A 25,467-nucleotide genomic window follows, 5' to 3' on the forward strand; every position below is an offset into this window, starting at 1 on the left:
CCCTCGCCCTGGTCGCTCTATCGCTCCTCGAGGTCGCGAAGCAACGACTCCGCCAGCGACTCTTCGGCAATGGCAACCCGGTGCTGCTCCATGGCGGCCGTCAAGGCCTCGTCCCAGCTTGCCCTGACCTGTCCGGCGGCGAGCGGCTGCCGGTCGGCCGTCGCTCCGCGAATCGCCGCCAGATAGTCCGCGGCGCCGAGCCGCCACGGCAGTGCGCCATGGTCGCGCAGGACCGTGTTGGCAATGGTCACGCCCGGCCAGTCGAAGTCGCCGTGGTAGAGCAGGCGGGCGCCGGCGCGGGCGAGCTGCGTCAGGAGGGTCCGCTGCGCGGCCGCCGGCATACCGTCGGTGCAGACCAGGGGGCGGCACCTCGCACCGAGACGGTCTGCGGCGATGGCGACCAGATTCGGATTCTCGCAGACGTGGACATCGCGGCCTCCGAGCCTCCAATGCCGAGGAGTGCGCACGAGCGCGCGCAGGGAAATGAACGACGGCTCGCCAAGTGTCCGGTCGTCCCTATCCTCGGTCACAAGGTTCAGAAACAGGGCGGGTCGCGCAAGCTCATTGACCAGGATGCCTGCAGCCGCCCAGATGTCACGCGCCCGCTCTGCGGTCGTTGGCGGATCGACATCGTCCGTCGGCGCGATGCTTCGGCGCTGCACGGCGAGGACGAGAGTTGCCACGGGTTGGCCATCGTCGAGGGCGTGGGCATCGCCAAGGATCTCGGCCGCCAGGTGCGATCGGGCCTGTCCCTTGGCCGGCAAGCGCTGCAGCACCGCTTCGGCCTGACGGCACAATCGTGCGGCTGCCGCCGGATCCTGGCGCACCAGGCGCTTCAACAGGCCGAGGCTGGCTGGCGTCCGCAGCAGCGCGGCGAGGCCAGGGTGACGGCAATCCGTGATCAGGTCTGCCCATTGGGCCTGCAGGCGCTGCCGGGAGGCAGCCAAGTCGAGGATCGGTCCGTCGAGGCGCTCCAGCGCATCACGCAAGGAGTCGGCGATACCGGCGCGACGAAGCGAGGCGTCGAGCATTCGGACGTCGATTGAGAGGGAACTGAAATGGCGCTGCGGACGCCCGATCAGCGAGGCCAGGGCTGCATGTTCCCGGGCGTCGAGCCCGGCGATCCGGACGTGCTCGACCGGCTGGCCGGGCATCGCACGCTCGAAGCGGCGCCGCAGGCGAAGGCGCAGCGCAGCGAGCCGATCGCCGCCGAGCAGGCGCTGCAACCGCACGTCGCCGGCGTCGCTCATGCCGGTGCATACCGGCGGTCGGGATCGGTTTCGAGCGTCCTTGCTTTGCCGTCCCAGCTCCAGCGCGAGACGAAGATCGCGTCGATGCCTTCGCGCCGCTGCAGCTGGCAGATCGCCACGCCCGGCAGCTCGGCATAGCAGCCCCATTCGCGCTCGCTGGTGATGACGAAATCGAGGTCGAACTCGCGGATCAGCGCCATGCAATGGGCGCGCGCGGCATCGTCGATGCCGGCGAAGGCCTCGTCGAGCAGCATCAGGCGCGGCGCCAGAGCATGTGCGCCCTGGCTGTAGAAGCTGGCCACTGCCGCGAACAGCGGCACCGTGAGCCCGAGGGCGCGCTCACCGCTGGAGGCGGGGCCCGACAGCTTGCGCCAGCTGCCGTCCTGCCAGCGCTCGACCCGAAAGCGGTGCCACCGCCGGTAGTCGAGCGCCGCGGCGAGCTGATCGAGCAGGCTGCCGCCCCTGCCGCCGATGGCCTCGGAGCGCTCGCGCTCGGCGGCGATGCATTGCTGCAGCATTGCGCCGACGACACTGCGATCCTCGGCCGACCACAGGTCGGCGCTGGTGTTGAGCAGGCGCTTGCGCGCCGCCTCGAGTCCGACGGGCGCGCCTTCATCCTCGCTCAGCGTTTGCCACATCAGGCGGAAGCGCACGCCGGTGCTGGTCGGACGCTTGTGCAGCTCCTTGTTTATCGAATCGCGCTGGCGTTCCGCTCCCTGCAGCAGGCGCTGGATCTCGGAGGCGATCTCGGCCTGCAGGTGGTTCTCCAGGATGGCGCGCTCCTTGGCGGTGAGCAGCTCGCTGCGCTGCACGATCTCCTCGTTCAGCAGCGCGGCGAGTCGGTCGGGGCGTTCGGGCCGGTTCTGATAAACGATGTGGACGACGAACCCCCAGTCGCCATGGTCGGCCATCGTCTGGTGCGCGAGCGCGCTCAGGGCGCGCTGCAGCTCGGCAAATCCTTCGTTCGCCTGGCGCTGCACGCGGGTCCAGCTGTCGTCGTCGTCTGGCAGGCCGGCGAGCGCCTGTTCAGCCCGCCGCGCCAGGGTCAGTGCAGGATCGATGGTCCACGGCGCGGCTTGGCTGGGCAGCTCCATCTGCGGCAGCGCCGCTGCAAACAGGCCGGTGGCCACGAACAGCTGCCAGCGCGACACGGCGTGGGATCGCTGGTCGGCGCGCTGCTGCAGCAGCGACTCGGCGGCATCCGCCTTCTCCTTCGCGACGGCGTGGGCCGCGCCGGCGGCGTGGAGGGCCGCATTGGCCCGTCGCAAGGCGCCGTCGCAGCCGTTCATCTCGAGGCGCGCGTCGGCAAGGCGCCGTTGCAGCGCCTCGACCTCGGCGCCTACCGCCTCGCGTACCGCCTCGAAGCGGGCTGTCGCTTCCTCGGCTTCGCCGAGGGCGAGGCCGAGGCGGTATTCTGCGCGACCCAGGTCCTCGCGTGCTTCGTCCTCGCGGTCTTGCCGTCGCTGCAGCTCAGGCACCGCAAGGCGCAGCTCGTGACTCGCCTGCACGAGCTGAACCAGCACATCGCGATAGTGGTCGAGCGCGATCTCGACGGGCGGCAGGGATGCCAGCTCATCGGGAAGACGCAGGTCGGCGGCGTCGCGCACCAGCTGCTGGCGTGCGGCACGCACGGCCGCTTCGGCGTCGCGGCAGCGACCGTCGGCCTCGGCGAATCTCTCTCGGGCAAGCAGGAGCTCCGCGGCACGGTTGGCCGCGACGATATGGGCGTGCTTGAGGTCATCGTCGGCCGGCGCGCGCCGCCATTCATCGTCGGCGCGCCGGCGATCCAGGGCGAGCTCCTCGGCCAGGGCCTGCACGTCGGCCAAGTCGTGCCCGAGCACGGCGAGGCCGTCGGCAATCTCAGCGAGCCGGCGCGCCCGCGCAGCGGCACGGGCCGCATGCCCGACATAGGCTGCGGCGGGCTTGGCCCAGGCGCCGGCCAATCCAGCGAGGCGGAAGCGGCCGTCGGGCGAGACCCAGGCTTCGGCTTCGGACGGATCATCGAGCGAACAGGCGATGCTCGACAGCACCTGCGCGACGACACCGGCCGCCACCGGGTTGCCGCTCGGCACGGAAGCCATCAACCAGTCGGCGAGTGAGGCGGTCCGCCGGCCGCGTGCCTGCAGCTGGATGTCGTGTGGGATCGCCTCGCCGCCGGCGGTCTGGACGCAGCCGTCCGGCGTAACCCAGGCATCGAGCAGGCCGGAGGCTTCGAGTGCCGCTTCGAGCCCGGCGCGCTCGGCCGCGGTCACCGGCTGGCGAAAGTCGACGAGCTGCCAGAGCGGCGCACCCATGCGAACGCTGCGCGCGTCCGGGCTGCGGGTGTAGGGCGGCGGCGGGCTCGCGTCGACGCCCGCTTCGAGACGGGCGCGCTCATCCTCGAGAGTCGCGATCTCGCGTTCGAGGTCCTGCCGACGGCTCGCAAGCTCGGCATGGCGCCCGGCCAGCCGCTCGGTAGCTCGTAGCTGAGCGTACTGCAGCGCCTGGCGCGCCGGATTGTCGCTCGTCGGGCCGACCACCCAGTCGGCCAACGCATCGAGGGCGGCCGCCGCGGCATCCGGATCGACCGACAGGATCTGCAGCCCTTCCAGATGACGTTGCCACTGCTCGACCGCCACCCGTCCGGCGCGTTCTACCTCGGCATCCGCGTCGTGACGGCGCGACTCGGCGGCATCGGCGTCCAGCTGCCGCTCGTCGCGTTGCGTGCGGCTTTGCATGTACCGGGCTTCCGCCTTGCCCGCCTCGGCATGACGCTCGCGGAGCAAGCCGACCTGCTCGCGCCGGCCGGCGACGACTGCGCGCAGCTCGCGGTCGGCGGCGTCGAAGCTTCGCGAGTCGAGGCCGACCAGAGCGGCACGATCGAAGCCAGCGAAGGGATGCGCCGCATGGGCGACGGCGACGCCGGCGGCTTCGGCGTGTCCCGCCGCCTCGAGGCGTAGCCGCGACCACGTCTGCTCGGCGCGTTCGGCCCGCTGCGCGGCATGACCGGTATCGTCGACGCTGGCGGACAAGCGCCGCTCGGCTTCGTGTCGCGCCGCGTCCGCCGTGCTCGAGGATTCCCGTCGCGCCTTCGCCTCCTTCTCCGCCTGGTCGAGACGGCTCGCGTCCTGCATCGTCGGATGAAGCTGCAGGGCTTCATGGCGCGCACGCGCGCCGGCGAGATCGATCTCGGCTTGGTCGCGAAGCGACCGGGCGCGTCCTTCCTCCTGCGTCGTCGCTTCGAGATGGGCCTGCGCCTCGCCCCGCGCCCGGCTGGCGTTGTCGAAATCCGTCTGGGCCTGGCGGAGGACTCGCGCCTGGCGGCGACTTTGCGTGCCGGCATAGACCCGATAGCGCTGCTCGAACCGGTCGACGGCCTGCGCCAGGGCCTGAAACTCCTCGAGCTGGCGGCGATCCTCCTCCAGCTGACCGAGAGCTTGGGCGACGTCGGCGAGCAGCTCCGGGGCAAGCGGCGGCAAGGCCTCCGTCAAGGCATTCGACAGGGCGGTTTCATCGGGCTTGCGCGAGAGCTGCGGTTGGCGAAGCTGGATTAGCGTGTCCATCAGCGCTTCGTAGCGTCTGGTGCCGAGATGGAGCAGCCGCTCGTCCACGGCGCGACGGTAGTCCTTCGCCGAGTCGAAGACCTGGCCGCGGCCCTCGAGAAGATCGCGCAACCGTTCCTTGGTGAGCACCACGCGCTGCGGGCTGGTCAGCCAGACGTCGCTGTTGATGCGCGCCGGACGGTCGCTGTCCTCGAGGATGAAGAACCAGCTGTCCACCTGCGGCCGGCTGGCCGTCGCCGACAGGCCGGCGCCCAGGGAAAGGTAGCGGGCAGTGCCGTCCGCGGCGCGGCGGCCGAACTCGATCCAGGCATAGCCCATGCGCCTGGGATAGCTGTTCATCAGCAGGTTCCAGGCCATCCGCTTGCCGCTGTCGCCATCCGGCTCGATGCGCGACGGCTTGAGCTGGGCATCGAGCAGGAAGGGCAGGGTCAGCGACAATACCTTCGACTTGCCCGTTCCGTTGTTGCCGCGCAGCAGCAGGTGGCCGTCGCGAAACCAGAATTCCTCGCTGTCGTAGTGAAACAGCTCGACCAGGCCCAGGCGAAGCGGCTGCCAGCGCTCCCGCGTCGGTGTCGGCAGGGCGGGCTTCGGCAACGCCCAATCGAGCAGAGCCACCTCCTCGTTCATGCGGGCACCGTGCGCGTGTCGCGGATCTCCGCCTCGCCGAGCGCAAATCGGGACAGAGCCGGCCGGGGCCGGACCAAACCGGAAAAGTGCTCGACGAGCTGCAGCTTCTCGAGGCGGTCGAGAGCCAGGAAGGCGAGCTCGCGCTCGCCGCCTGGCTCGCGGGCCGACTTGCGCCAATAGCGGCCGAAGCGCTGCTTGGCGTCGCCCAGGAACGCCACGACCTCCTGCTCGGCGACGACCTGGGCGGCATCGGCTGTCGCGGCGCCGGACTTCCGCTGCTGCCGCTGGCGCGTCGCGAGGAACTCGGCGACCAGCAAAGTGGCGTGCGCCTCGGTTCCCTCGGCAGGCATGGCGACATCGGTGAGCGAGCCCGCTTCATCGGCCAGGGCCACACCCTCCGCCCGCTGCTCGGCGACGAGGCCGGTGGCGTCGCACAGGCGGGAGGCCATGGCGCCGCGCTGATTGACGAAATAGCCGCGGGAATCCGGCTCGAGCTGGTCGAGATAGATCACGGGATCGTCGAGAAGCCGCCGGGCGAGCGCGTGGCGCAGGGCCGTGCGGCGGCCTTCCTCGCTGTCCGGCACATGCTCCTCGACGAGAGAGCGCAAGCGCCGATCGAGCGATCGGGGCGCCTGCTCCGGCGCCCAGGTCGAGGGACCGCGCACCGCCGCCAGCAATCCGGCGAGCAGCCGGCGCTGCACGTCGTAGAGCGCATCCGCCTGATCGCCGGCCTGGATGAAGGCTTCCTCGTCGCCGGCGACCCGTTGCAGCACGCCGAGACCCAGCAGCGTGCGGCAAACGGCGACCAGCTCGCGTCGGGCATGCTGCGTCTCGAGGGTGAAGGTGAAGCCAAGCGCCACGAGCGCCGGGTCGGTGGCCAGCTCCGGCAATTTCTCGCCCAGCAACCGCAAGGTGATCTGCGGATCGGCACGCTCGAGCACCGCGCAGGCGAGGCACAGCAGCACGTAGCGCCGGCGATCGTAGCCGGGAAGACCGCGGGTCGCGTCGTCGAGGGTGGCGGGCCTCTTGTAGAGGCGCGCGCCGTCGCGTTCGACCTGCAAGGCCCAGCCGGTCTCGCGAGCGAACCAGTCGCGCAAGGCCTCGGCCTGGCGGCGGACGGCGGCGAACTCCTCGTGCGCCGGGTTCATCAATGGGTTCATCAGCAAGGCCCGCACGGAGCCGCGGAACTCCTCGCGCTGGAAGCGCCGTTGTTGCTCGCCGATGGCGCGGCTGTCTGCGATGCGATCGGAGGTCACCTCGCGTCTCCGGTCGGCGTGATGGTGATGACGTGATCACGTCCGGCGAAGATGCCGTCCGGCGTCGCGATCTCGGCGCGCGACTCGGGCGCGAGCGGCGCCAGCCGAACATGCAGCGTTCCGTCGCCCGTCAACCGATCGACCGGAGCATCCGGCCCGGCCTGCTCGGTCAACGCTTCGCCCAGCAGTCCCAGGAACAGGCCGAAGGCATGCCTGTCGAGATCGCTGAGCTGCGAAAGCCTCGCCGGTTTGCCCGTGGCAAGTCGCCGGCGAGCGGCCTCGACCTGGCGCGCCTCCTCGACCAGATGCCGCGCCAGGCGGGCGCGGTCGCCGCTGCGATCCTTGACGCGCGGCAAGGGTCCGCGCGCAGCCGCTTCGCCGTACTCCCGCAGGCGCGGATGAATCCGCAGCGGCGGCGCGTCGGACCACGACATGCTGGCCGGTACGTCGGTGCCTGCGTCGGCGTCGGTGTCGAACAGGAAATGGCGAGCCGGGTTGAGCGCGAAGGCGGCGCGCGCAAGGCGATGCGCCTCGCCGTCGTCGCTGCAGGCGGCAAACCAGGTCGCAAGCACGCGGAAATCTGCCGAGCGGTCGCTGCGGCCGCTGCGCCGTTCGTTGAGGGCCGCAATCGCCGCCAGGAGCTGCGGGATGGCCGATCGGGCACGCGCCCGCAACAGCTCGGCCTGGGGCGGCTCGTGGCCGGTGCTGAGAAACCAGCCGCGCAGCCCCTTCCACCGTTCCTGCCAGGCCAGCCGGTAGCCCAGCCGGGCGTCGGCCTGCTCGCCCGGATCGCCGGGTGCCGCATCGCGCGCTTCACGTTCGGCGATGCGGGTCAGCAAGGCGTCGACGTGCGGCTCGAGGTCGATGATGCAGCGGGCGATGGCATTGGACCGGCGAACGAGATCGCCGATGAAGCGCTCGAGGTACTCGATCAGCCGCCGCTTGTAGCTGGCCACTGCTGTCGCCTCGGCCTGCTGCAGCTCGATGCTGCGCGCCACGCTCGCCATGAAGGCCTGTGCGTTCTCGGCCAGGCTCTCGAACACGCGCACGAGGTCGCGCAGGGTCGCGTGGGTCTTGGCGACGTCCGTCTCGGGCTCGGAGACAAGGGCCTGAAGCGCCTGCAGACGGCTGGCGATGTCCTCGAGCGCCACCGTCTGCAGTTCCGCGCGGCGCTGGAGCGTCTGTACGAAGACGGCCAAGGCGGATTCCACGGCCTCGCCGCCATGCGACAGCCGGTAGAGGAAGCGCGCGCGGTAGAAGTCGTTGAGGGTCGAGACCCGGGCAGTGTCAGGATGCGATTCGAGGTTGCCCCAGGCCGTGAGCTGGGTCAGGGCTGCGCTGACATCCTCGATGCGCGCCGGAGTGCCTGCCCAGTCGGCCTCGGCCAGGACCTCGTCCGGCCGGAGTTGCAGGCGATACTGCCGCTTCGCCGCTGCGAACACGTCCATGATGCAGCGGTAGAACGCGGCCTTTTCCGCGCTTAGATGACGAAACAGCTCCGCCGATTCGCTCGTGATGTGCATGCAATGCAGGTGGCAATGGGTTTCCGGGCTGTTTTCTCTTTGTTCTGGCAGCGCGTCAAGCCACGGTCCGGTGACGCCCGCTTGCACCGGGCCGCTCGCGCTGCCGTGTCGTCGATTAGACCTTGTGCACGGGTACTAGCTGGTCAGATTGACCGATCTAGTCTTCCTCCCGTGCAATGCCAAGGTCGCAATACCCGGCTGGTTAGCGCGGCACGACGTCGAGCCTGGCGACAATTCCCTCAAGATCCTTATCAGGTGCCGGATAGCGTTCCATCACGAGCGGATCATGCCCTGGGATGATGTGCTGGGGCGACTCGGCCAGCGCGCGCAGCTTGTCGTAGCCTTCGACCATGTCGCCGATGTGGAAGGCGGTAGGAAAGACGCGACCCTTCTCCATGTGCTCATAGTAGTGACTGCAGTCGGAGGCGAGCACGAGCCAACCGCGCGCGGTCGCCACGCGCACGGATTGCAGGCCGGCGGTGTGGCCACCGATGTGATGCACGCTGATGCCCGGCGCGAGCTCGGCCGTTCCGAGGTGGAAGCTCACGCGGTTCTTGAACACCAGCTTCACCATGCCGACGACATCGTCGACCTCGTAGCCGTGGTTGAAGCGGCCGTGGCGCATGTAGCGACCGGTGGCATAGCTCATCTCGCTGTCCTGGAGATGGAACCGGGCTGCCGGGAAGTCGAAGAACGTGCCGACATGGTCGTAGTGCATGTGGGTGATGATGACGTCCTCAACCGTGGCGGCATCGACGCCGAGCAGGGCCAGGCCCTCGCGCGGCGTGCGCAGGAAGGTGCGCTTGCGCTGCCGGGCGACGGCTTCGCTGAAGCCGGTGTCGACGACGAAGCAGCGCTCGGCGTTGCACACCAGCCAGACGAAGTAGTCCATCGGCATCGGCCCGTCATGCGGATCGCCGCCGATGAAGTGGGCGCTGCGTGTCGCCGGGCGGGTAGCGTACTTGATGGCGTAGACTTCGTAGGGAGTCATGGTTGTCCTTGGTAAGGATGTTCGTGTTCTTCCGGACCGCGGGCGTCTCGCTCGCTCATGATGATGAGAGAGCGGCACGCTCGCGGTCCGGACGGAGATGAAGTCATCGAATGGTCCGCCGCGGCGGGGCGAAGGCGCGGAACGCGGCATCGACGATCTGGTCGATGAAGGCGTCGGTGATGGGATCACCCGACACCACCTTGCGGTAGTAGAGCGGCCCGTACAGAGCATCGAGGAAGAGGTCGGGATCGGTGCTGGGCGAGAGCTCGCCGGCCTCGATTGCCTGGCGGGCGAGGCGCCGTGTCTGGGCACGCCGCGGCTGGGCTATCTGCTCGGTGTAGGCGCGGCCGAGCGAGGGGTCGATCTGCTTGGCGCCGATCAGGGCCAGGATCGCCTGGCCCTGCTTGCCATTGAGCAAGCGAAGTGTTGCCGAAAGCTGGCGCCGGAAGCGGTCGCGGAAGCGGCCGCCGCGCGGTCCGTCGGCGATCGGCGCCATGCGGGCGGCGACGCAGTCGAGCGCCAGCGCGGCCCGGTTGGGCCACCAGCGATAGAGCGTGGTTTTCGCAACGCCGGCGCGCGCGGCGACGGCTTCCATCGTGACGGCCGGCAGGCCGCCTTCCGACAACAGCTCGGCCGTTGCCGCCAGGATCTTCTCCTGCGCCTCGACGCTGCGCGGCCGCCCGCGTCGCGCGACTCCTCCCGACTCTGCCGCCTCGGTCCGCATGGAGCGCTGCCGCTACTCGATGCGCGCGCCCGAGACGCGGACCAGCTCCTGCCAGAGCGGGATCTGCGCTTCGATGCAGGCAGTGAACTCGGCGGGCGAGGGGTCGGTGATCGGGGTGAAGCCGAGCGGCCGCAGCTTCTCACCGCAGTCGGGCTGCCTGACGGCCTGGGCCACCGCGGCATGCAGGCGATTTGCGATCTCGGCCGGGAGCCCCGCGGGCCCGTCGATCGAGTACCAGAATTCCATGTCCATGCCCGAGCCCGGCAGCAGCTCGGTCATGCCCGGGACGGACTCGAGGCCGGGCACGTAGTCGACGCGCCTGGCGCTGCCGACGGCCAGAGCGCGCAGCTTGCCTTCGCGCACCTGCGGGATCAGCGCCGGGATGCCGTCGAACATCATGTTGACCTGACCGGCCAACAGGTCGTTCAGGCCCGGCGCCAGGCCGCGATAGGGCACATGGGTGATTTGAATCCCGGCCGAGTGCATCAGCTTGGCGAGCGTGAGATGGCTGATCGTGCCCTGCCCGGACGACGCCATGACGATCTTGCCGGGGTTGGCCTTGGCATAGGCGACGAGCTCCGCGAAGGTCTGCCACGGCTCCCTGGCGTTGACGACCAGGACGGTGGTGCCGATCGACACCCGCGTCAGATGGGTAAAGTCCTTGACGGGATCGAACGGAATGCTGCCGCCGTAGAGGAACTTGTTGGCGCAGAAGATGGTCGCGCCGCCGAGGAACAGCATGTAGCCGTCCGGCGCCGCGCGCCCGACGAACTCGGCCGCGATGTTGCCGCCGGCGCCCGGCTTGTTGTCGACGACGACGCTCTGGCCCAGCAGGCTGGCCACACGCTCGCCGACCAGCCGCGCCGTGATGTCGGCCGCGCCCGCCGGCGGAAACGGCACGACGAGCCGGATCGGCCGCATCGGAAAGCCCTGGCCCCAGGCCGAGCGCAGCACTGCCGGCGCTGCGAGAGCGCCCAGCAGGACGGTGCGCCGACTGGTGTGCACAACAAGTCTCGACATTTCGCGTCACTCCTCAAACTCTCCTCCTATGAAAATCGGGGCGGGCACCGCCCCGATTTTCTCAGCATCGTGGTGCGCGCCGGCGTGCTGGGGGTCTCCCCAGCGAAGCTGGGGAGGTGTCGCCCTCATAGGGCGACAGAGGGGTCATGAGCCCCAGGCTCAACCCTCTCTTATGACTCACGACGCCTCCGTCGCGTATGACGCGACACCTCCCCAGCGAAGCTGGGGAGGAGAAGAACACTGATCACCCCTTGTCCGCCGCCATCACCTCGTCGACCGCGGCCGGATCGACTTTGATCTTCACGCCGGCGCGCTCGACCTGGAGCTTCATGGGCGAACGGCTGTCGAGATCGTCCCAGCCGCGATTGCGCGCCTCGTTCATTTCCTCGAGCACGAGGTTGCAGAGCCGCATCGGCACGCCGAGCTCGCGGCCGAGCCCGACCGCCAGCGAGACGTCCTTGTGCGCGAGCTTGAGCGCAAAGTCGGGCGGCGAGTACTTGTCGATCAGGAACTGCAGCTGCATGCGATCGAAGGTGCGGCGGCGACCCATCGCGCCCTGGCGCACCGCCTTCCACAGTGCCAGCGGCTCCATGCCGGCCTTCACGCCCATGGTGAAGACCTCGGCCAGCGCCGTCTGGATGGCGTAGCCCGCCATGTTGTGGACCAGCTTGGCGACCGTCGAGCTGCCGATCGGGCCGATATAGGCGGCCTGGTCGCCGATCGCGTCGAGCACCTTCTTGTGCTTGTCGTAGACCGCCTTGTCGCCGCCCACCCAGATCGCGAGCTTCCCGGTCTCGGCGCCCTTGGGGCCGCCCGACACCGGCGCGTCGAACCCGAACGCACCCTTCTCGGCGAGCGCGGCGTTGACCCGCCGCATCATCGCCTGGCTGTTGGTCGAGAGATCGAAATAGGCCTTGCCGGCGCTGATGCCCTCGAGCAGCCCGTCCTTGCCGAACACCACCTTCTCGACGTCGGGCGGGCCGGGCAGGCTGGTGAAGATCACGTCGCACTGCTCGGCGACTGCCTTGGGCGAATCGGCCCAGTCGGCACCGCGCTCGAGATGCGCCTTGGCCGACTCTCGCCGGATGTCGTGCACGACGAGCTTGTACTGGGACTTCTGCAGGTTGGCGGCCATGAAGGCCCCCATGGTGCCGAGTCCGATGAATCCGATCTTCATGGTCTTACCCCTTGGCCTTGTCGAGCGCGGTGAACTCCTCCATCGCTGCGCGCACGGCGGCGACGGCGGTCGGCACGCCGGCATAGATGCCGACATGCAGGAAGATCTCCTTCAGCTCCTCGCGCGTGAGCCCGTTGTTGATGCCCATGCGGATGTGCGACTTCAGCTCCTCGGTGCGGCCGAGCGCGGTCAGCACCGAGATGGTGATGATGCTGCGCGTCGCCCGCTCCAGGCCGGGTCGCGCCCACACCGCGGCGAAGCAGTGCTCGAACAGGTACTGGCGCAGGTCGCGCGTCATCTCGTGCTGGGCGGCCTGCTCCATCGCCGCCTCGGCGACCTTGGGTCCGCGCATCTCGAACCACACCTCTTTGCCCTTCTTGAAGCCCTCGTTCTCGTCGAAGCTGTATTTGGTCAAGGCACTGTCCTTTCCTGCTGAAGCTCGATGGCAGGCGCGAGACGCGAAGGAGGCCAGGAGAAGGTGCCCGTAACGGTGCGACGCGGAGCGGCGGTTGCGGGCCGCACATCCCGACTGTTCGTGTCTCCTCCCGAGACCGCCGGTTCGAGCCAGCGCTTGGGAAAGGACGCTAACCCTACGCTACGTAGCGTTTCAACAGCGCTCCTGGCATCTCAGCCATGCTCTTGCGACGGCGCCTTCATGGTCGCCGGCAACATTATCCACCGGCGTAGGCTGTTTCGGCCGGGCATGCCGTAGGCTGAGGGGGCGCTGCTACGCCGCCTGCTCGAGGGTCGGTGCGCTGTCCTTCAAAGTGACGCGCCGCATATCGCGCGGATGCTCGAGATCGTCGAACGCACGCACGCGATGCATGGTGGCGCGGTTGTCCCAGATGATAAGGTCGTTCTGCCGCCAATGATGGCGGTAGACGAACTCGCGCTGGGTGGCGTGCTCGCCAAGGTCGCGAAGCAGGGCGAGTGCCTCGGGGACCGGCCAGTCGACGATGGCGCCGATATGGGCGCTGAGATAGAGCACCAGGCGACCCGAGCCGGCATGGCGGCGTACCAGGCGCTGGCGCACCGGCTTGTGCTTCTCGCGCTCGGTGTCCGTGAAGTCAGTGAAACCCAGCTGGCGCCGGGAGAACAGCAGGCTGTGCTCGCACACGAGGTCACGCACCTTGGCCTTGGTCTTCTCGGGCAGGGCGTCCCAGGCCGCGCGCATGTCGGCGAACTCGGTCTCACCGCCCTCCGGGGCAGCGATGCGGCAATGCAGGAACGAGTACTTGGCCGGCGTCCGCTTGAAGCTCGAATCGCTGTGCCACAGCCGATTGCCGAGGTTCGCGAGGCGGCGCCGGTTGTCGACCTGCATGATGCGCCCCTGGGCGTCCAGATTCGACACGTCGGTCATGTCGGGATTGGTGAGGCGGCGCTGATCGAGGGCGACCTGCGTGGGATCGTCTTCCAGTGGCCCGAAGTTCCGTGCGAAGGCGACCTGCTGGGCGTCGCCGAGCAGCTGGCCGGGAAAGATCAGGACTGCGTAGCGGTCCATCGCTGCCTCGATCGCCGCGGCGACGCTTGGCGGGAGCGGCTGGCGCAAATCGACCCCGTTTGCCTCGGCGACGAAGTCGGCGGATCTCGGGGTCAGGAAGAGGCTTGTCGCGTCGGTCATGGCGATCGCCGGATCATTGCGGCTTTATGCCGGCCTGCTCGATGAAGCGGCGCCACTTTGCCGTCTCGGCAGCGAGAAAGGCGATGGTCTCGTCGACCGAGCCGCCGACCGGGTCAGCACCCTGAGCAGCGAACTTCTCCTTCACATCCGGTGCGGCAAGCGCCTGTACGCCAGCGACGTTGATCTTCGCCACGACATTCCTGGGTGTTGCCGCCGGCGCCCCGACCGCCCACCAGGTGAAGACGGAAAAGTCCGCGAGGTCGGACGCCTCGGCGACAGTCGGCACCTCGGGCAGGAGGGGCGAGCGTTCGGCCGTCCCGACCGCCAGCGCGCGCACCGAGCCGTCGCGGATGCGCGGAAGGTAGACCGGCAGAACGTCCATCGCCGCCTGCACCTGGCCCGCCATCAGCGCCATCAGCACGTCGCCGCTACCGCGATAGACGATGTGCTCGGCGCTGAACCCCAGGCCACGCTTGATCGCCTCGAAGCCGATCTGCCCGATCGTGCCGACGCCGGCCGAGCCGTAGTTCATGCGGCTGGGATTGTCGCGCGCGTATTGCGCCAGTTCCTTCAGCGAGCGCACCGGCAGATCCTTGTTGGCGATCACGACGTGCGAGGTGCGACCCATCACGAACGCGCCGACGAGGTCGCGCGCGGCGACATAAGGCATCTCGGCATAAAGGAACTGGTTGATCGAGAAGCTGCCGGCGGCGGAGCACAGCAGCGTGTAGCCGTCAGGCGCTGCCTGGGCGACCGCGGCGCTGCCGATGTTGCCGGCCGCGCCCGGCTTGTTCTCGACCACGACCTGCTGGCCCAGGATCTCGGACATCTTGCCGGCCATGATGCGGGCAAGCGCATCGAGTGCACCGCCCGGTGAATAGGGGACAACCAGGCGCACTGGCCGCGTCGGCCACGCGTCCTCGGCTCGCAGCCTTTGGCCTCCAAGCGATGTCGCCCCTGCTGCCAGAGCGCCCACGAGCACGGGGCGCCGGCTGATTGATCTCGTCATTCTTCCTCCCTGTGCCGTCTTGTTTAGAACAGGGACGCATGGGGCGAGCACTGCCTTGCTTGCAAGGCCGCCCGACGCGCGGCTCAAGCCTGTTTCCGCTTGCCGGGCAAACGGCTACCGAAGGCAGTGGCGATGATCGGCCTCGCTGGATGACCTTCCTTGAACCACGTGGCTGCTGCCTGCCGCTCGCCATCCGTGAGGGCGGGCACCTCGGCCATCAGCCGCCTTCACCAAATGATGGGTCTACGCCTGCTGCATCGCCTTCGCCCGCCTGGGCAGCTTCCAGCCGGGCCTGATGAAGTGGCAAGTGTAGCCGTTGGGATAGCGCTCAAGGTAATCCTGGTGCTCGGGCTCGGCCTGCCAGAAATCGCCGGCGGGGGCGAGCTCGGTGACGACCTTGCCGGGCCACAGGCCCGATTCGTTCACGTCGGCGATGGTGTCCTCGGCGACCTGCTTCTGCTCGGGGCTGGTGTAGTAGATGCCCGAGCGGTAGCTGGTGCCCCAGTCGTTGCCCTGGCGGTTCATCGTCGTCGGATCATGAATCTGGAAGAAGAACTCGAGCAGCTGGCGGAAGCTCATCTTGCCCGGGTCGAAAATGATCTCGATGCCCTCGGCATGGGTTCCGTGGTTGCGGTAGGTCGCGTTCCTGACGTCGCCGCCGGTGTAGCCGACGCGGGTCGAGATTACGCCGGGAAGCTTGCGGATCAGGTCCTGCATGCCCCAGAAGCAGCCGCCGGCCAGCACTGCACGTTCGTTGCTCATCGTACGTCCTCCACCTGGTCGAGATAGGCGCCGTAGCCTTCCTTCTCCATGTCGTCGCGGTGGACGAAGCGGAGCGAGGCCGAGTTGATGCAATAGCGCAGGCCGCCGCGATCGATCGGCCCGTCCTCGAAGACATGGCCGAGATGGCTGTCGCCGTGCCTGGAGCGCACCTCGGTGCGGATCATGCCGTGCGTGGCGTCGTGCAGCTCCTTGACGTTGGCTGGCTCGATCGGCTTGGTGAAGGAGGGCCAGCCGCAGCCTGATTCATACTTGTCGGCGGAGGCGAAGAGCGGCTCGCCCGATACGATATCGACATAGATGCCGGGCTCCTTGTTGTGCAGGTATTCGCCCGTGCCGGGGTACTCGGTGCCGCTCTGCTGGGTGACGCGGAACTGTTCACGCGAGAGCTTTGCGAGCGCTTCGGGAGTTTTCCGATAGGTCTGCATCATTCCTCCTGCAGCCAGTCTGCCACCGGAGTGCATATAGGCGAAACCGGCTTCTTCGCCAGCCATGCTTATTTGCGGCCGAGCTGACGCAAAAACCGCTGCATCCATTCCGGCCCCGGGTGCCGCGCGGTCTTGCGCGGCCGGGTGCGGCGCCAAGCCATCAGCAGGGCGAGCGGGAACCAGTCGTCGGCGTCGTCCTGCAGGCCGCGCGCCGCCAGCGAAACCTTTGGGACAGGCAGGGGGGTCACCCCTTCCTGGGCCGGGCCGGCGCACAGCTCGGCCGGCGAGGTGACGAGATACTCGCGGCAAATCAGCGGTCGCTCGAGATGAATCGAGCAGCTTTCGTCCTCTAGGAAGGGGCAGGGGACGCCAAGAGCGAAATAGGCGGCCGAGAGCTCGCGGTCGTTGCGACCCTCGCGCTGGCCGAGGCCGGCGGCCTCGATCACCGCCTCGGCGGCGGCGAAGCGCACCTGGAGTGCCTCGCGTCGCTCCTCGGGCATGGCCTCGACAATGCGCAGCAGGCGCTCGCCCTCGCTACGCGACACCGGCACCAGCTGCCGACAGCAGGCGCCGCAGCCCTTGCGGCAGGACACGGTCTTGCCCGCCGCGGCCGCGCCGACCACCGCGTTCACCAGGCCCTGCAGGGTGGGCACGACCTCGGCCGCCTCGACCGGACCGCTCGGCACGGTGATCGGGTGGACGATGCGCAGATCGCCCACGGTGAGGCGCAAAGTGGCAGTGGAATGGGCCATTTCGGCCATATTCTGTCGGGGTCCCCGTTCTGGACGAAACCGTCGCGCGCACGCTACAAGGCCGGCATGCAAAGCGTCAGCGAAATCCGCCGCACCTTCCTAGAGTATTTCCGCAGCAACGGCCACGAGGTCGTGGCCTCGAGCCCGCTCGTGCCGCGCAACGACCCGACGCTGATGTTCACCAACGCCGGCATGGTGCAGTTCAAGAACGTCTTCACCGGTCTCGAGCCGCGGTCCTATAGCCGTGCCGCGACCTCGCAGAAATGCGTGCGCGCCGGCGGCAAGCACAACGACCTCGAGAATGTCGGCTACACGGCGCGCCATCACACCTTCTTCGAGATGCTGGGCAACTTCTCGTTCGGCGACTACTTCAAGGAGCGCGCGATCGAGCTTGCCTGGAACCTGCTGACCAGGGATTTCGGCCTGCCGCGCGAAAAGCTGCTGGTCACGGTGTTTCACACCGACGACGAGGCGGCCGGCTACTGGAAGAAGATCTCCGGCCTGTCCGACGGCAAGATCATCCGCATCCCGACCTCGGACAATTTCTGGGCGATGGGCGACACCGGCCCCTGCGGTCCCTGCTCGGAGATCTTCTATGATCACGGCGATCACATCCCGGGCGGCCCGCCGGGCAGCCCCGACCAGGACGGCGACCGGTTCATCGAGATCTGGAACCTGGTCTTCATGCAGTTCGAGCAGGTGACCAGGGAAGAGCGCGTCAACCTGCCCAAGCCGTCGATTGACACCGGCATGGGGCTGGAGCGCATCGCCGCCGTCTTGCAGGGCAAGCACAACAACTACGACATCGACCTGTTCCGCGCCCTGATCGAGGCGGTGGCGCACGAGACCGGCGTCGATCCCGACGGGCCGCAATCGGCCTCGCACAAGGTGATCGCCGACCATCTGCGCACGACCTCGTTCCTGATCGCCGACGGCGTGCTGCCCTCGAACGAGGGCCGCGGCTACGTGCTGCGCCGCATCATGCGCCGCGCCATGCGCCACGCCCATCTCCTGGGCGCGCGCGATCCCGTGGTCTACAAGCTGGTCCCGGTGCTGGCGAAGGAGATGGGCGATGCCTATCCCGAGCTGGTGCGGGCACAGCCGCTGATCACCGAGACGCTGAAGCTCGAGGAAGGGCGTTTCAAGAAGACGCTGGGCACCGGCCTCAAGCTGCTCGACGACGAGACCAAGGACCTCGGCGCCGGCGGCGTGCTGAAGGGCGACGTCGCCTTCAAGCTCTACGACACGTTCGGCTTCCCGCTCGACCTCACGCAGGACGTGCTGCGGGCGCGCGACATCACGGTCGACACCGCAGGCTTCGACACGGCGATGGACGAGCAGCGCGCCAAGGCGCGTGCGGCGTGGGCCGGCTCCGGCGAGACCGCCGACCAGGCGATCTGGTTCGACGTCCGCCAGAAGGTCGGCGCCACCGAGTTCCTGGGCTACGACACCGAGCGCGCCGAGGGCCAGATCAAGGCGATCGTGGTCGGGGCTGCGGAGGTCGCGTCGCTGAAGGCCGGCCAGACCGGCTGGATCGTCACCAACCAGACGCCGTTCTATGCCGAATCGGGTGGCCAGCAGGGCGACACCGGGCGTCTCGGCGGCGCCGGCGGCGAGGCGGCGGTCAGTGACGTGCAGAAGCGCGTGGGTGACCTGCATGCCCATCATGCGACGGTCGAGAAGGGAGAGCTCAAGGTCGGCGACGATCTGGTCATGACCATCGATCCGATCCGCCGTGCCCAGCTGCGGGCTCATCACTCGGCGACCCATCTGCTGCACGAAGCGCTGCGCCGTCATCTCGGCGAGCACGTCACCCAGAAGGGCTCGCTGGTGGCGCCCGACCGGTTGCGCTTCGACATCAGCCACACCAAGGCGATCTCGCTCGAGGAGCTGCGCCGGGTCGAGGACGAGGTCAACGACCGCATCCGCCACAACTCGGCAGTCCAGACGCGCCTGATGACGCCGGAGGAGGCCATCGCGGCCGGCGCCATGGCGCTGTTCGGCGAGAAGTACGGCGAGGAAGTGCGCGTGCTGTCGATGGGCGGCGAGGACGGCAAGAAGTACTCCGTCGAGCTGTGCGGCGGCACGCATGCGCTGCGCACCGGCGATATCGGCCTGTTCAAGATCATCGGCGAGGGCGCGGTGTCGGCCGGCGTGCGCCGCATCGAGGCGCTGGCCGGCGCGGCGGCCGAGGAGCATGTGCGCGAGCAGGTGCGCCTGCTGGGCGAGGCGGCATCGATCCTCAAGGTCCGACCGGAGGACCTGCCGGCGCGGCTGTCGGCGCTGGTCGACGGCCAGCGCCGGGTCGAGCGCGAGCTCGCCGAGGCGCGCCGGGCGCTCGCCCTGGCGGGCGGCGGCTCGTCGGGCAACCAGACGGCCGACGAGGTGCGCGATGTCGGCGGGGTCAAGCTGATCGGCCGCGTGCTGAACGGCGTGCCGGGCAAGGACCTCAAAGGCATGGCCGACGAGTTCAAGAAGAAGCTCGGCTCGGGCGTGGTCGCCCTGATCGGCGTCGAGGACGGCAAGGCCTCGGCGGTGGTCGGCGTCACCGACGATCTGTCGAAGAACCTGAGCGCCGTCGAGCTGGTGAAGGCTGGCGTCGCGGCGCTGGGCGGCAAGGGCGGCGGCGGCCGGCCTGACATGGCGCAGGGTGGCGGCCCCGATGCCTCCAAGGCAAATCAGGCGTTGCAGGCGATCGAGGCAGCGCTGGCCGAGGCGAAATGAGGCAGCGGGCCGCTTTGGCGGCGATGGCGTTGGCCAGCCTGGCGCTGGCCGGCGGCTGTGCGAATCCTACTGTGCCAACAGACAACAAGAGCGCCGAGCAGATGGCCAAGGACGAGGCGCAGTGCCGTGCCTCGGTCCGCTCGGTCGCGCAGAGCGAGCGCAACATCGAAGACCAGCGCCGCGCCGTGTTCGACGGCGAGCGCGAACGCTTCGGTCAGCAGGACCTCTACAACACCATGGCCAATCAGGGTTACAAGCGGAACGTCGACCAGCTCACGGCCCGCTGCATGGAAGCCCGCGGCTGGGCGCCCCGCAACAAGTCCCTTTGGCAGCGCCTGGGGCTGTAGCCTCTTCTCCTCCCCGGCTTCGCTGGGGAGGTGTCCGCGTAATCGCGGACGGAGGGGTCATGGGCTGGGAGCGCGCGCACTCCGTGGCGCTCATGGGGTGTGCGATCGAATAGAAGAGCGCCACGGAGTGGCGCGCTCCCGGCATTGAGTCATGACCCCTCCGTCGCCGTATGACGGCGCCACCTCCCCAGCAGAGCTGGGGAGGCGAGGGCCCGCCCTACAAACTCCACGATCACCCCCGCCAGCGTCAGCACGAAGGCGTTGACCGGCATCGCGTAGGTCTGGCTCGACAACGCCGCCATCGATTGGGCGAGAAAGAGCCCGATGAAGCCCACGGCGACGATCTCGATCACGAAGCCCTGCTCGAAGCCGATCTTGCGCCACAGGCCGAGCGCCGTTGCGACACCGAGATGGAGCAGGCCGATCAGCAGCACGACGCCGAACGGCGGCCCGGGAAACAGGGTCGGCGTGGTGGCGAGATAGATCGCCTTCTCGAGATAGATGCGCATCACCTCGACCGGATCGTCGAGCCAGCGCGACAGGTACATCCGCCACATCACGCGGAAGTATTCCGGCGAGCAGAAGACGATGCCGGGATCGATCTGCTGGGCGACCTCGCGGCCGTAATCGTCGTCGTAGCGGATGCCCCACTTGTTCTCGATCGTGCCGAGCCCGAGATAGAGCGTGTGCGAGAGGCCGTGCGTGGCCAACCGCGTGGCCGGCTGCATGTCGAAGGCGGCGTCGCGCGCCATCACCACCCACTTGGCCGACGAGAAGGCGCCAAGCACCAGCACGCCCATCACCGCGTACCCGGCGACACGCCGTACAGAGCGCGGCCGGCCGAAGGCGAGTGCGCCGACGCTGAGAAGGCTCAGTACGAAGCCCATCAGCCCGATCGATTCGCGGATCAGGGTCGCCAGCGCAAGAAACAACACGCCAGCCACAATCCAGGCCGTGCCGCTGCGCCGCGACAGCAACCCCCTGTCGCGCGCGAGCAGGGCGATCGGCAGCACCGCGCAGAGGCTCACCACGCCGATGAAGCTCCAATGCGGCGAGGTACCCATCCAGCCGAGATACTCGGGCGGACCGAGCACCAGCAGCACGATCGCCGTCGCATAGGCGCGCAGCGCGAACAGCAGGCCGGCCAGCCCGACCAGGCCGGCTGCATCGACCAGCGTGTTGAGGCGGGCGACATCCGGCAGGGTGGCGCGGCGACCGATCGCCATCGACCACAGGTCGAGCAGGAAGGCGTGCCCGGGATCGTCGGCGATGGCGCGCTCCGACAACGGCACCAGCTTGCCGTCCTCGCACAAGGCCAGCCAGACGCCGCGCTGCAGCGCGCAGTCGGTCGTGTCGAGCCACAGGTTGGTGGCCAGCCAGTCGGACGGCATGATGTCCGCCAGGTAGCCGTAGCGCTCGACCGCCTCGAACATGGAGACGAACGGCCCCCACACGAACAGGGCCACGCAGGCGACGAACGCCAGCCAGCGCAGGGGCGTCTCGAGGGTCATTGAACGGCGAAGCGTAAGCGAGTCCGGCCGCTCGCAGGAGCAGCGTTCACAGCTGGGAGCGCGCCACTCCTGTGGCGCTCATGGGATGCGTGATCGACGAGAAGAGCGCCACAAGAGTGGCGCGCTCCCGGCGCATGACGCACTCTTCCGGCAAACTCAGCGTCCATCCGTGGCGCGCTTCCGGCGCGCCGTCGTGTTGGCTCGATCGACATTCGGCACGGGACCGTATCGGGCCTTGGGCACTGACTCAGCTTGAATATTTCGCGAGCGTGGAACGGGGCATTCGCTCGGCTACTTCGCCTTGAGACGTGCATCGAGGAAAGCCTTCGTCATGGCGAACGAATCGGCCGCCGCTTCGGGATGGTTGCCAAACATCCAACCGTAAGTGGAGACCCTGGGTAAGGTACTGAAGTCGAAGGCGTGCACTGCACCGGAATAGACCTTGATGGCGGGCGGATGGGCTTGGTTAGCTCTCGACGCAATCGTCTTGATGCAGAGGTCGGCCGGAGTGGCAGTGTCGTCCTTGCCGATCAGAATCAGCACGTCCGTAGCAAACGGCGACACGACCGTCCCGCCCGAGCATGCGGGGTAATAAGCGACTGCCGCCTGAAACGGGCGGCCGCCGCGATCGACAGGAATGCATTCGTCGATCGCGGCCCACATGCCCGTCGAGCCACCCTGGGAGAAGCCCACGATCCCGATCCGATCGGCTTGGATGTCGGGTAGGGTGCGCAGATAGATTGCGACGTTGTGGGCGTCCTGCCCACGCACGGTAGCCGAGATGACGAAACGCTCGCAGATGCTCCGTTGACCGCGTGGCCCGAAACTGTCGACGATCACAGCGGCGTAGCCCCAGCCGACTAGGCGACCCGCCCAAGATCGGGTGTGATCAATGACGCCGTCACAGCCATGCATGACCAGCACTGCCGGGAACGGACCGGTTCCCGGCGGGAGCCACAGTTCTAAAGGAGCGCCGCTATTGGGGCCGCCGACCGACTTGGCATCGAAGGATAGCGGCTCTCGCGTGGACTGCAGACCCACGCATTGCGCAAGAATGAACGGCAACGCCAACGCGAGTGCTGCCTTCGCCAATAGCGTTGCGTATCGCATAGAGCCTCAGCGCCGGGTTGCTTGCCGCGATGCTAACATCTTGGGCCGCGCGTTGCGTAGCCTAGGTTACACAACCATCCGCTTTTTGTAGGGGCCGCGAGGCTTCGGAACCGGGGCCGCCGCGTCGATCAGGGCGACGAAGTTGTCCGTCACCGGGCCGGATCCAGGCGCCGAATTTCAAACTGAGACAGTGCCGGGCCTTGACCGGCATGTGCAACGCGGCGCAGCCTTGGTCCGTTGGCGGCCCGGTGTCGCATGCGCTGTCCGTTCGCCAGTCTTCTGCTGATGTTCGTGGTGGCCGCTTGCACTGCCGGCCCGACAGTCGAGGATTTCGATCTCCGCTTGCGCGAGATGGCGGGCTCGAGCGAGCGCGATCTGCTGGGCAGCATGGGGCGCATTCCCGACAATTCCTACCAGCTCGACACCGAGACCCGCATCCTGCAATGGCGCTGGGACACGTCCTATATCAGCCCGGGCATGGCGCCGATGTACCAGCGCTTCGGCGGCATGCTGATGCCGATCGGCGGTTTCCCGCCGACGCTGGTCCGCCAGAATTGCATCGTCGAATGGACGGTCGCCAACGGCGCCACCAAGGCCTATCGCTGGCAGGGCAATGGCTGCCGTTCGGTCAATCTCTCTGCGGCGCAGCCCTGACGATCGTCATCCCAGGCCCTGACGATTTTCATCCGAGGAAGGTGCCGTCCGGGTCGCCGTTCATCAGGATGCGGCCGACCGTCTCGAAATGGGCCTCGCGGGCCTGGATCTGCTGCGAAAGCGTGTGCAGGTCGCGGTAGCGGCGCTCGAACGGCGTGCCGATGAAGATCGCCGACGTGCCGGCCGCCTTGTAGACCCAGTTCGTCGTCTTTTCAGCCATGTGGATGGCCTGGGTGCAGCCGAGCCGCAGCCGTGCGCGATCGCTGGTGCCGATCGGCTCGACGTCGTCGGCGTGCTCCCAGATGTCCTGCAGGATCTCGACCATGTAGGCGCGGGCCGAGCCGATATCGGCTTCGCGGCGTGCAACGTCGGACTGGATAACCGGGCTGTCGGCCAGCCGGACCATGTTGCGTGGCGTCTTCTCCAGCGCGAGCTCGATGAAGGCGTCGAGCATGGCGCGCGCCAGGCCGAGTGCCACGGCCGCGACGCCCACCGCGTAGAGGCCCTGTGTCGTGAAGGCGTAGAGCGGGCCACGGTCGCGGCGCAAGGTCGGATCCTCGCGCGTGCCGCTGAACGCCTCGGCCACGAACACGTCCTTCACGGAGTAGCCTTCCGAGGCAGTGCCGCGCATGCCGAGCGTGTTCCAGTCGTGGATCGGCACGGTGCGGCTCTTGGGCATCAGCATGGTACGCACGGTCGGCCGGCCGAACCGGTTGAGGCGCAGCGAGCCGTCCGGCTCGACCACCAGCGCGTGAGCGCCGATCCAGTTGGCCTGGCGGTAACCGGAGGAGAAATGCCATTCGCCGGTCACGCGGTAGCCGCCCGGTGCGGCGACGGCGCGATGCTGGTTGGGCGGTCCCCAGGAGATCAGTCCGCGCGGGTCGCCGTAGATCTCGCGCGCCGCCTCGAGTGAGATGAAGGGCGCGATCAGGGCCGAGCTGTTGGCGACGAACATGTTCCAGCCGACCGAGCCGTCGTAGCGCGCGATCTCGGAGATCGCCCGGAAATAGACCCACGGCTCGACCTGGTCGCCGCCGACCGAGCGCGGCAGCAGCATGCGGAACAGGCGCGATTCGTGCAGCCGGCTGATCAGGGGCTCGGGGATATCCTGCAGACGCTCGATCTCGTCGGCCACGGCGGCGATCGCCGGCCCGACCTCGCGGGCGCGGGCCACCGGATCGGGCTTATGGAGGGACGAGACGCCAATATCGTTCATGCAACGCACTCCACTTCCGGCGCGAATTGGGCGCGCGGGCAGGGGGCGTTGTCAACGGGGGCCGGGTAAGGGCTCTTGTGCCGGGGGCGCGCCACTCCAGTGGCGCGTCATGTGTGAAATCATCAGAGATCGCGCCACTGGAGGTGATGGGGCGGCACAAGGACTACGAATTCTCGGCGACCTCGATGCGCGAGCATTGGCAAAGCTGCTACGAGGACACCAAGCGCACCCTGCGGCGCGAAGACTGGGTGGTGATGCCGCAGCATGGCTCTGGCATCGTCGTGCACGATGTCCATCGCGATCACGATCGGTAATCATTTTCCTCCCTAAGCGAAGCTTGGGGAGGTGTCGCCGTCATACGGCGACGGAGGGGTCATGAGTCATGGGAGAGGGTCGAGCCTGAAGCTCATGACCCCTCCGCCCCGTGTGACGGGGCACCTCCCCAGCGAAGCTGGGGAGGACTGTGACTACTCCGCCGCGATGCGGAGCGTCTCCGCGTTGCGCCATTGGTGCAGCATCTCGGCCTGCCTGCGGCGGGTCTTCTCGATGCTGGCATCCTTGATGTGGCCGTAGCCGCGGATCTCGTCGGGCAGGGAGGCAAGCTTGACGGCAAGCGGGTGGTTGGCCGGCGACAGCTCCCTCAGCAGCTCATTGACCAAGGCTTCGTACTCGCCGATCAGGGCGCGCTCGGTGCGCCGCTCGGCCGTGTAGCCGAACAGGTCGAACGCCGTGCCGCGCAGGCCCTTGAGCTTCGCCAAGACCTTGAACACCGGCATCATCCAGGGACCGAACGCATGCTTCACGAGATGGCCGGTCTTGGGATCGCGGCTGGCGAGCAGCGGCGGGGCGAGATGGAACCTGATCGTGTAGTCGCCCTCGAACTGGCGCTTAATCGCCGCCTGGAATGCCGAGTCGGAGTAGAGCCGCGCCACCTCGTACTCGTCTTTGTAGGCGAGCAGCTTGGCGTAGTTGCGGGCCGCCGCGAGGGCGAGCCCGGTCTCGCCTGTCTTGTGCTCGGCCGCGCGCACCTTGTCGACCAGGGCGCGGTAGCGCTCGGCCAGCGCGGCGTCCTGGTACTTCGTCAGATGCTCGATGCGTGCCGCGACGAGCTCGTCGAGCGTCTTCGACGGCCGGGCGAACGGCACCACCTTGTCGTCGGCCGGCGCGATCAGTTTCTCGACCGCGGCGCGATCGTGCGCCGCCCG

The 25,467-nt window shown here is 68.2% G+C and carries 22 protein-coding genes and 1 pseudogene; 4 read left to right on the forward strand and 19 right to left on the reverse strand.

Annotated features, from left to right (window positions below):
• Positions 1-17: 17 nt before the first annotated feature.
• The 15 genes from ACILR9_RS09470 to ACILR9_RS09540 form a co-directional block, all read right to left on the reverse strand.
• On the reverse strand, positions 18-1,250 hold the full coding sequence (locus tag ACILR9_RS09470) for a TIGR02679 family protein (protein ID WP_395709662.1): 1,233 nt from the start codon (positions 1,248-1,250) through the stop codon (positions 18-20).
• The gene (locus ACILR9_RS09475; protein ID WP_395709663.1) at positions 1,247-5,419 is read right to left on the reverse strand and encodes a TIGR02680 family protein; all 4,173 of its coding nucleotides are present in this window, start codon (positions 5,417-5,419) and stop codon (positions 1,247-1,249) included. The genes ACILR9_RS09470 and ACILR9_RS09475 overlap by 4 nt, the downstream gene beginning before the upstream one ends.
• On the reverse strand, positions 5,416-6,675 hold the full coding sequence (locus tag ACILR9_RS09480; protein WP_395709664.1) for a TIGR02678 family protein: 1,260 nt from the start codon (positions 6,673-6,675) through the stop codon (positions 5,416-5,418). Before ACILR9_RS09480 ends, ACILR9_RS09475 begins: the two co-directional genes overlap by 4 nt.
• Positions 6,672-8,198, reverse strand: coding sequence for a TIGR02677 family protein (locus ACILR9_RS09485; protein ID WP_395709665.1), 1,527 nt, complete (start codon positions 8,196-8,198; stop codon positions 6,672-6,674). The genes ACILR9_RS09480 and ACILR9_RS09485 overlap by 4 nt, the downstream gene beginning before the upstream one ends.
• A gap of 202 nt (positions 8,199-8,400) precedes the next feature.
• Positions 8,401-9,189 carry an N-acyl homoserine lactonase family protein gene (locus ACILR9_RS09490; protein ID WP_395709666.1) on the reverse strand — a complete coding sequence of 263 codons (789 nt, stop codon included), beginning with the start codon at positions 9,187-9,189 and terminating at the stop codon, positions 8,401-8,403.
• A 103-nt stretch (positions 9,190-9,292) separates the two neighbouring features.
• Positions 9,293-9,913, reverse strand: coding sequence for a TetR/AcrR family transcriptional regulator (locus tag ACILR9_RS09495; protein WP_395709667.1), 621 nt, complete (start codon positions 9,911-9,913; stop codon positions 9,293-9,295).
• Between the two features lie 12 nt (positions 9,914-9,925).
• Entirely contained in the window at positions 9,926-10,933 is a 1,008-nt protein-coding gene (locus ACILR9_RS09500) for a Bug family tripartite tricarboxylate transporter substrate binding protein (protein ID WP_395709668.1), read from the reverse strand.
• A 244-nt stretch (positions 10,934-11,177) separates the two neighbouring features.
• The gene (locus ACILR9_RS09505; protein ID WP_395709669.1) at positions 11,178-12,110 is read right to left on the reverse strand and encodes an NAD(P)-dependent oxidoreductase; all 933 of its coding nucleotides are present in this window, start codon (positions 12,108-12,110) and stop codon (positions 11,178-11,180) included.
• Between the two features lie 4 nt (positions 12,111-12,114).
• Positions 12,115-12,525 (reverse strand): carboxymuconolactone decarboxylase family protein, encoded by a 411-nt coding sequence (locus ACILR9_RS09510; RefSeq protein WP_395709670.1) that lies wholly within the window; start codon positions 12,523-12,525, stop codon positions 12,115-12,117.
• 312 nt (positions 12,526-12,837) lie between these two features.
• The gene (locus ACILR9_RS09515) at positions 12,838-13,731 is read right to left on the reverse strand and encodes a TauD/TfdA dioxygenase family protein (protein WP_395709671.1); all 894 of its coding nucleotides are present in this window, start codon (positions 13,729-13,731) and stop codon (positions 12,838-12,840) included.
• A gap of 13 nt (positions 13,732-13,744) precedes the next feature.
• Positions 13,745-14,629: a Bug family tripartite tricarboxylate transporter substrate binding protein gene (locus ACILR9_RS09520; RefSeq protein ID WP_395709672.1), complete on the reverse strand. Its 885-nt coding sequence runs from the start codon at positions 14,627-14,629 to the stop codon at positions 13,745-13,747.
• Positions 14,630-14,823: 194 nt separating this feature from the next.
• The gene (locus tag ACILR9_RS09525) at positions 14,824-14,958 is read right to left on the reverse strand and encodes a hypothetical protein (protein ID WP_395709673.1); all 135 of its coding nucleotides are present in this window, start codon (positions 14,956-14,958) and stop codon (positions 14,824-14,826) included.
• 25 nt (positions 14,959-14,983) lie between these two features.
• Positions 14,984-15,502, reverse strand: a complete 519-nt coding sequence (gene msrA / locus ACILR9_RS09530) for a peptide-methionine (S)-S-oxide reductase MsrA (RefSeq protein WP_395709674.1) — start codon at positions 15,500-15,502, stop codon at positions 14,984-14,986.
• Positions 15,499-15,948 carry a peptide-methionine (R)-S-oxide reductase MsrB gene (gene msrB, locus ACILR9_RS09535; protein WP_395709675.1) on the reverse strand — a complete coding sequence of 150 codons (450 nt, stop codon included), beginning with the start codon at positions 15,946-15,948 and terminating at the stop codon, positions 15,499-15,501. The genes msrA and msrB overlap by 4 nt, the downstream gene beginning before the upstream one ends.
• A 68-nt stretch (positions 15,949-16,016) precedes the next feature.
• Positions 16,017-16,700 (reverse strand): YkgJ family cysteine cluster protein, encoded by a 684-nt coding sequence (locus ACILR9_RS09540; RefSeq protein WP_395709676.1) that lies wholly within the window; start codon positions 16,698-16,700, stop codon positions 16,017-16,019.
• Positions 16,701-16,766: 66 nt separating this feature from the next.
• Here ACILR9_RS09540 and alaS point away from each other — a divergent pair, with 66 nt between their 5' ends.
• Positions 16,767-19,424 carry an alanine--tRNA ligase gene (alaS, locus tag ACILR9_RS09545; RefSeq protein WP_395709677.1) on the forward strand — a complete coding sequence of 886 codons (2,658 nt, stop codon included), beginning with the start codon at positions 16,767-16,769 and terminating at the stop codon, positions 19,422-19,424.
• Positions 19,421-19,771, forward strand: coding sequence for a hypothetical protein (locus ACILR9_RS09550; RefSeq protein ID WP_395709678.1), 351 nt, complete (start codon positions 19,421-19,423; stop codon positions 19,769-19,771). The genes alaS and ACILR9_RS09550 overlap by 4 nt, the downstream gene beginning before the upstream one ends.
• A gap of 149 nt (positions 19,772-19,920) precedes the next feature.
• Here ACILR9_RS09550 and ACILR9_RS09555 read toward each other — a convergent pair whose 3' ends face one another.
• Positions 19,921-21,282: a hypothetical protein gene (locus tag ACILR9_RS09555; RefSeq protein ID WP_395709679.1), complete on the reverse strand. Its 1,362-nt coding sequence runs from the start codon at positions 21,280-21,282 to the stop codon at positions 19,921-19,923.
• A gap of 291 nt (positions 21,283-21,573) precedes the next feature.
• The gene (locus tag ACILR9_RS09560) at positions 21,574-22,353 is read right to left on the reverse strand and encodes a dienelactone hydrolase family protein (RefSeq protein ID WP_395709680.1); all 780 of its coding nucleotides are present in this window, start codon (positions 22,351-22,353) and stop codon (positions 21,574-21,576) included.
• Between the two features lie 294 nt (positions 22,354-22,647).
• On the opposite strand from ACILR9_RS09560, the gene ACILR9_RS09565 reads away from it, so the two are divergent.
• A complete protein-coding gene (locus ACILR9_RS09565; RefSeq protein ID WP_395709681.1) occupies positions 22,648-23,046 on the forward strand; it encodes a hypothetical protein in 399 nt (132 codons plus the stop codon).
• A 28-nt stretch (positions 23,047-23,074) separates the two neighbouring features.
• Here ACILR9_RS09565 and ACILR9_RS09570 read toward each other — a convergent pair whose 3' ends face one another.
• Positions 23,075-24,262 carry an acyl-CoA dehydrogenase family protein gene (locus tag ACILR9_RS09570; protein ID WP_395709682.1) on the reverse strand — a complete coding sequence of 396 codons (1,188 nt, stop codon included), beginning with the start codon at positions 24,260-24,262 and terminating at the stop codon, positions 23,075-23,077.
• Between the two features lie 149 nt (positions 24,263-24,411).
• Between ACILR9_RS09570 and ACILR9_RS09575 the strand changes: the two are divergent.
• Positions 24,412-24,576, forward strand: a pseudogene (locus ACILR9_RS09575) (DUF3734 domain-containing protein); the annotation flags it as partial.
• A 153-nt stretch (positions 24,577-24,729) separates the two neighbouring features.
• On the opposite strand, the gene ACILR9_RS09580 reads toward ACILR9_RS09575, so the two are convergent.
• A partial coding sequence (locus ACILR9_RS09580; RefSeq protein ID WP_395709683.1) for a DUF6537 domain-containing protein occupies positions 24,730-25,467 on the reverse strand: 738 nt, incomplete at its 5' end.

The organism is Reyranella sp. (assembly GCF_044224635.1).
Taxonomy (GTDB): domain Bacteria; phylum Pseudomonadota; class Alphaproteobacteria; order Reyranellales; family Reyranellaceae; genus Reyranella.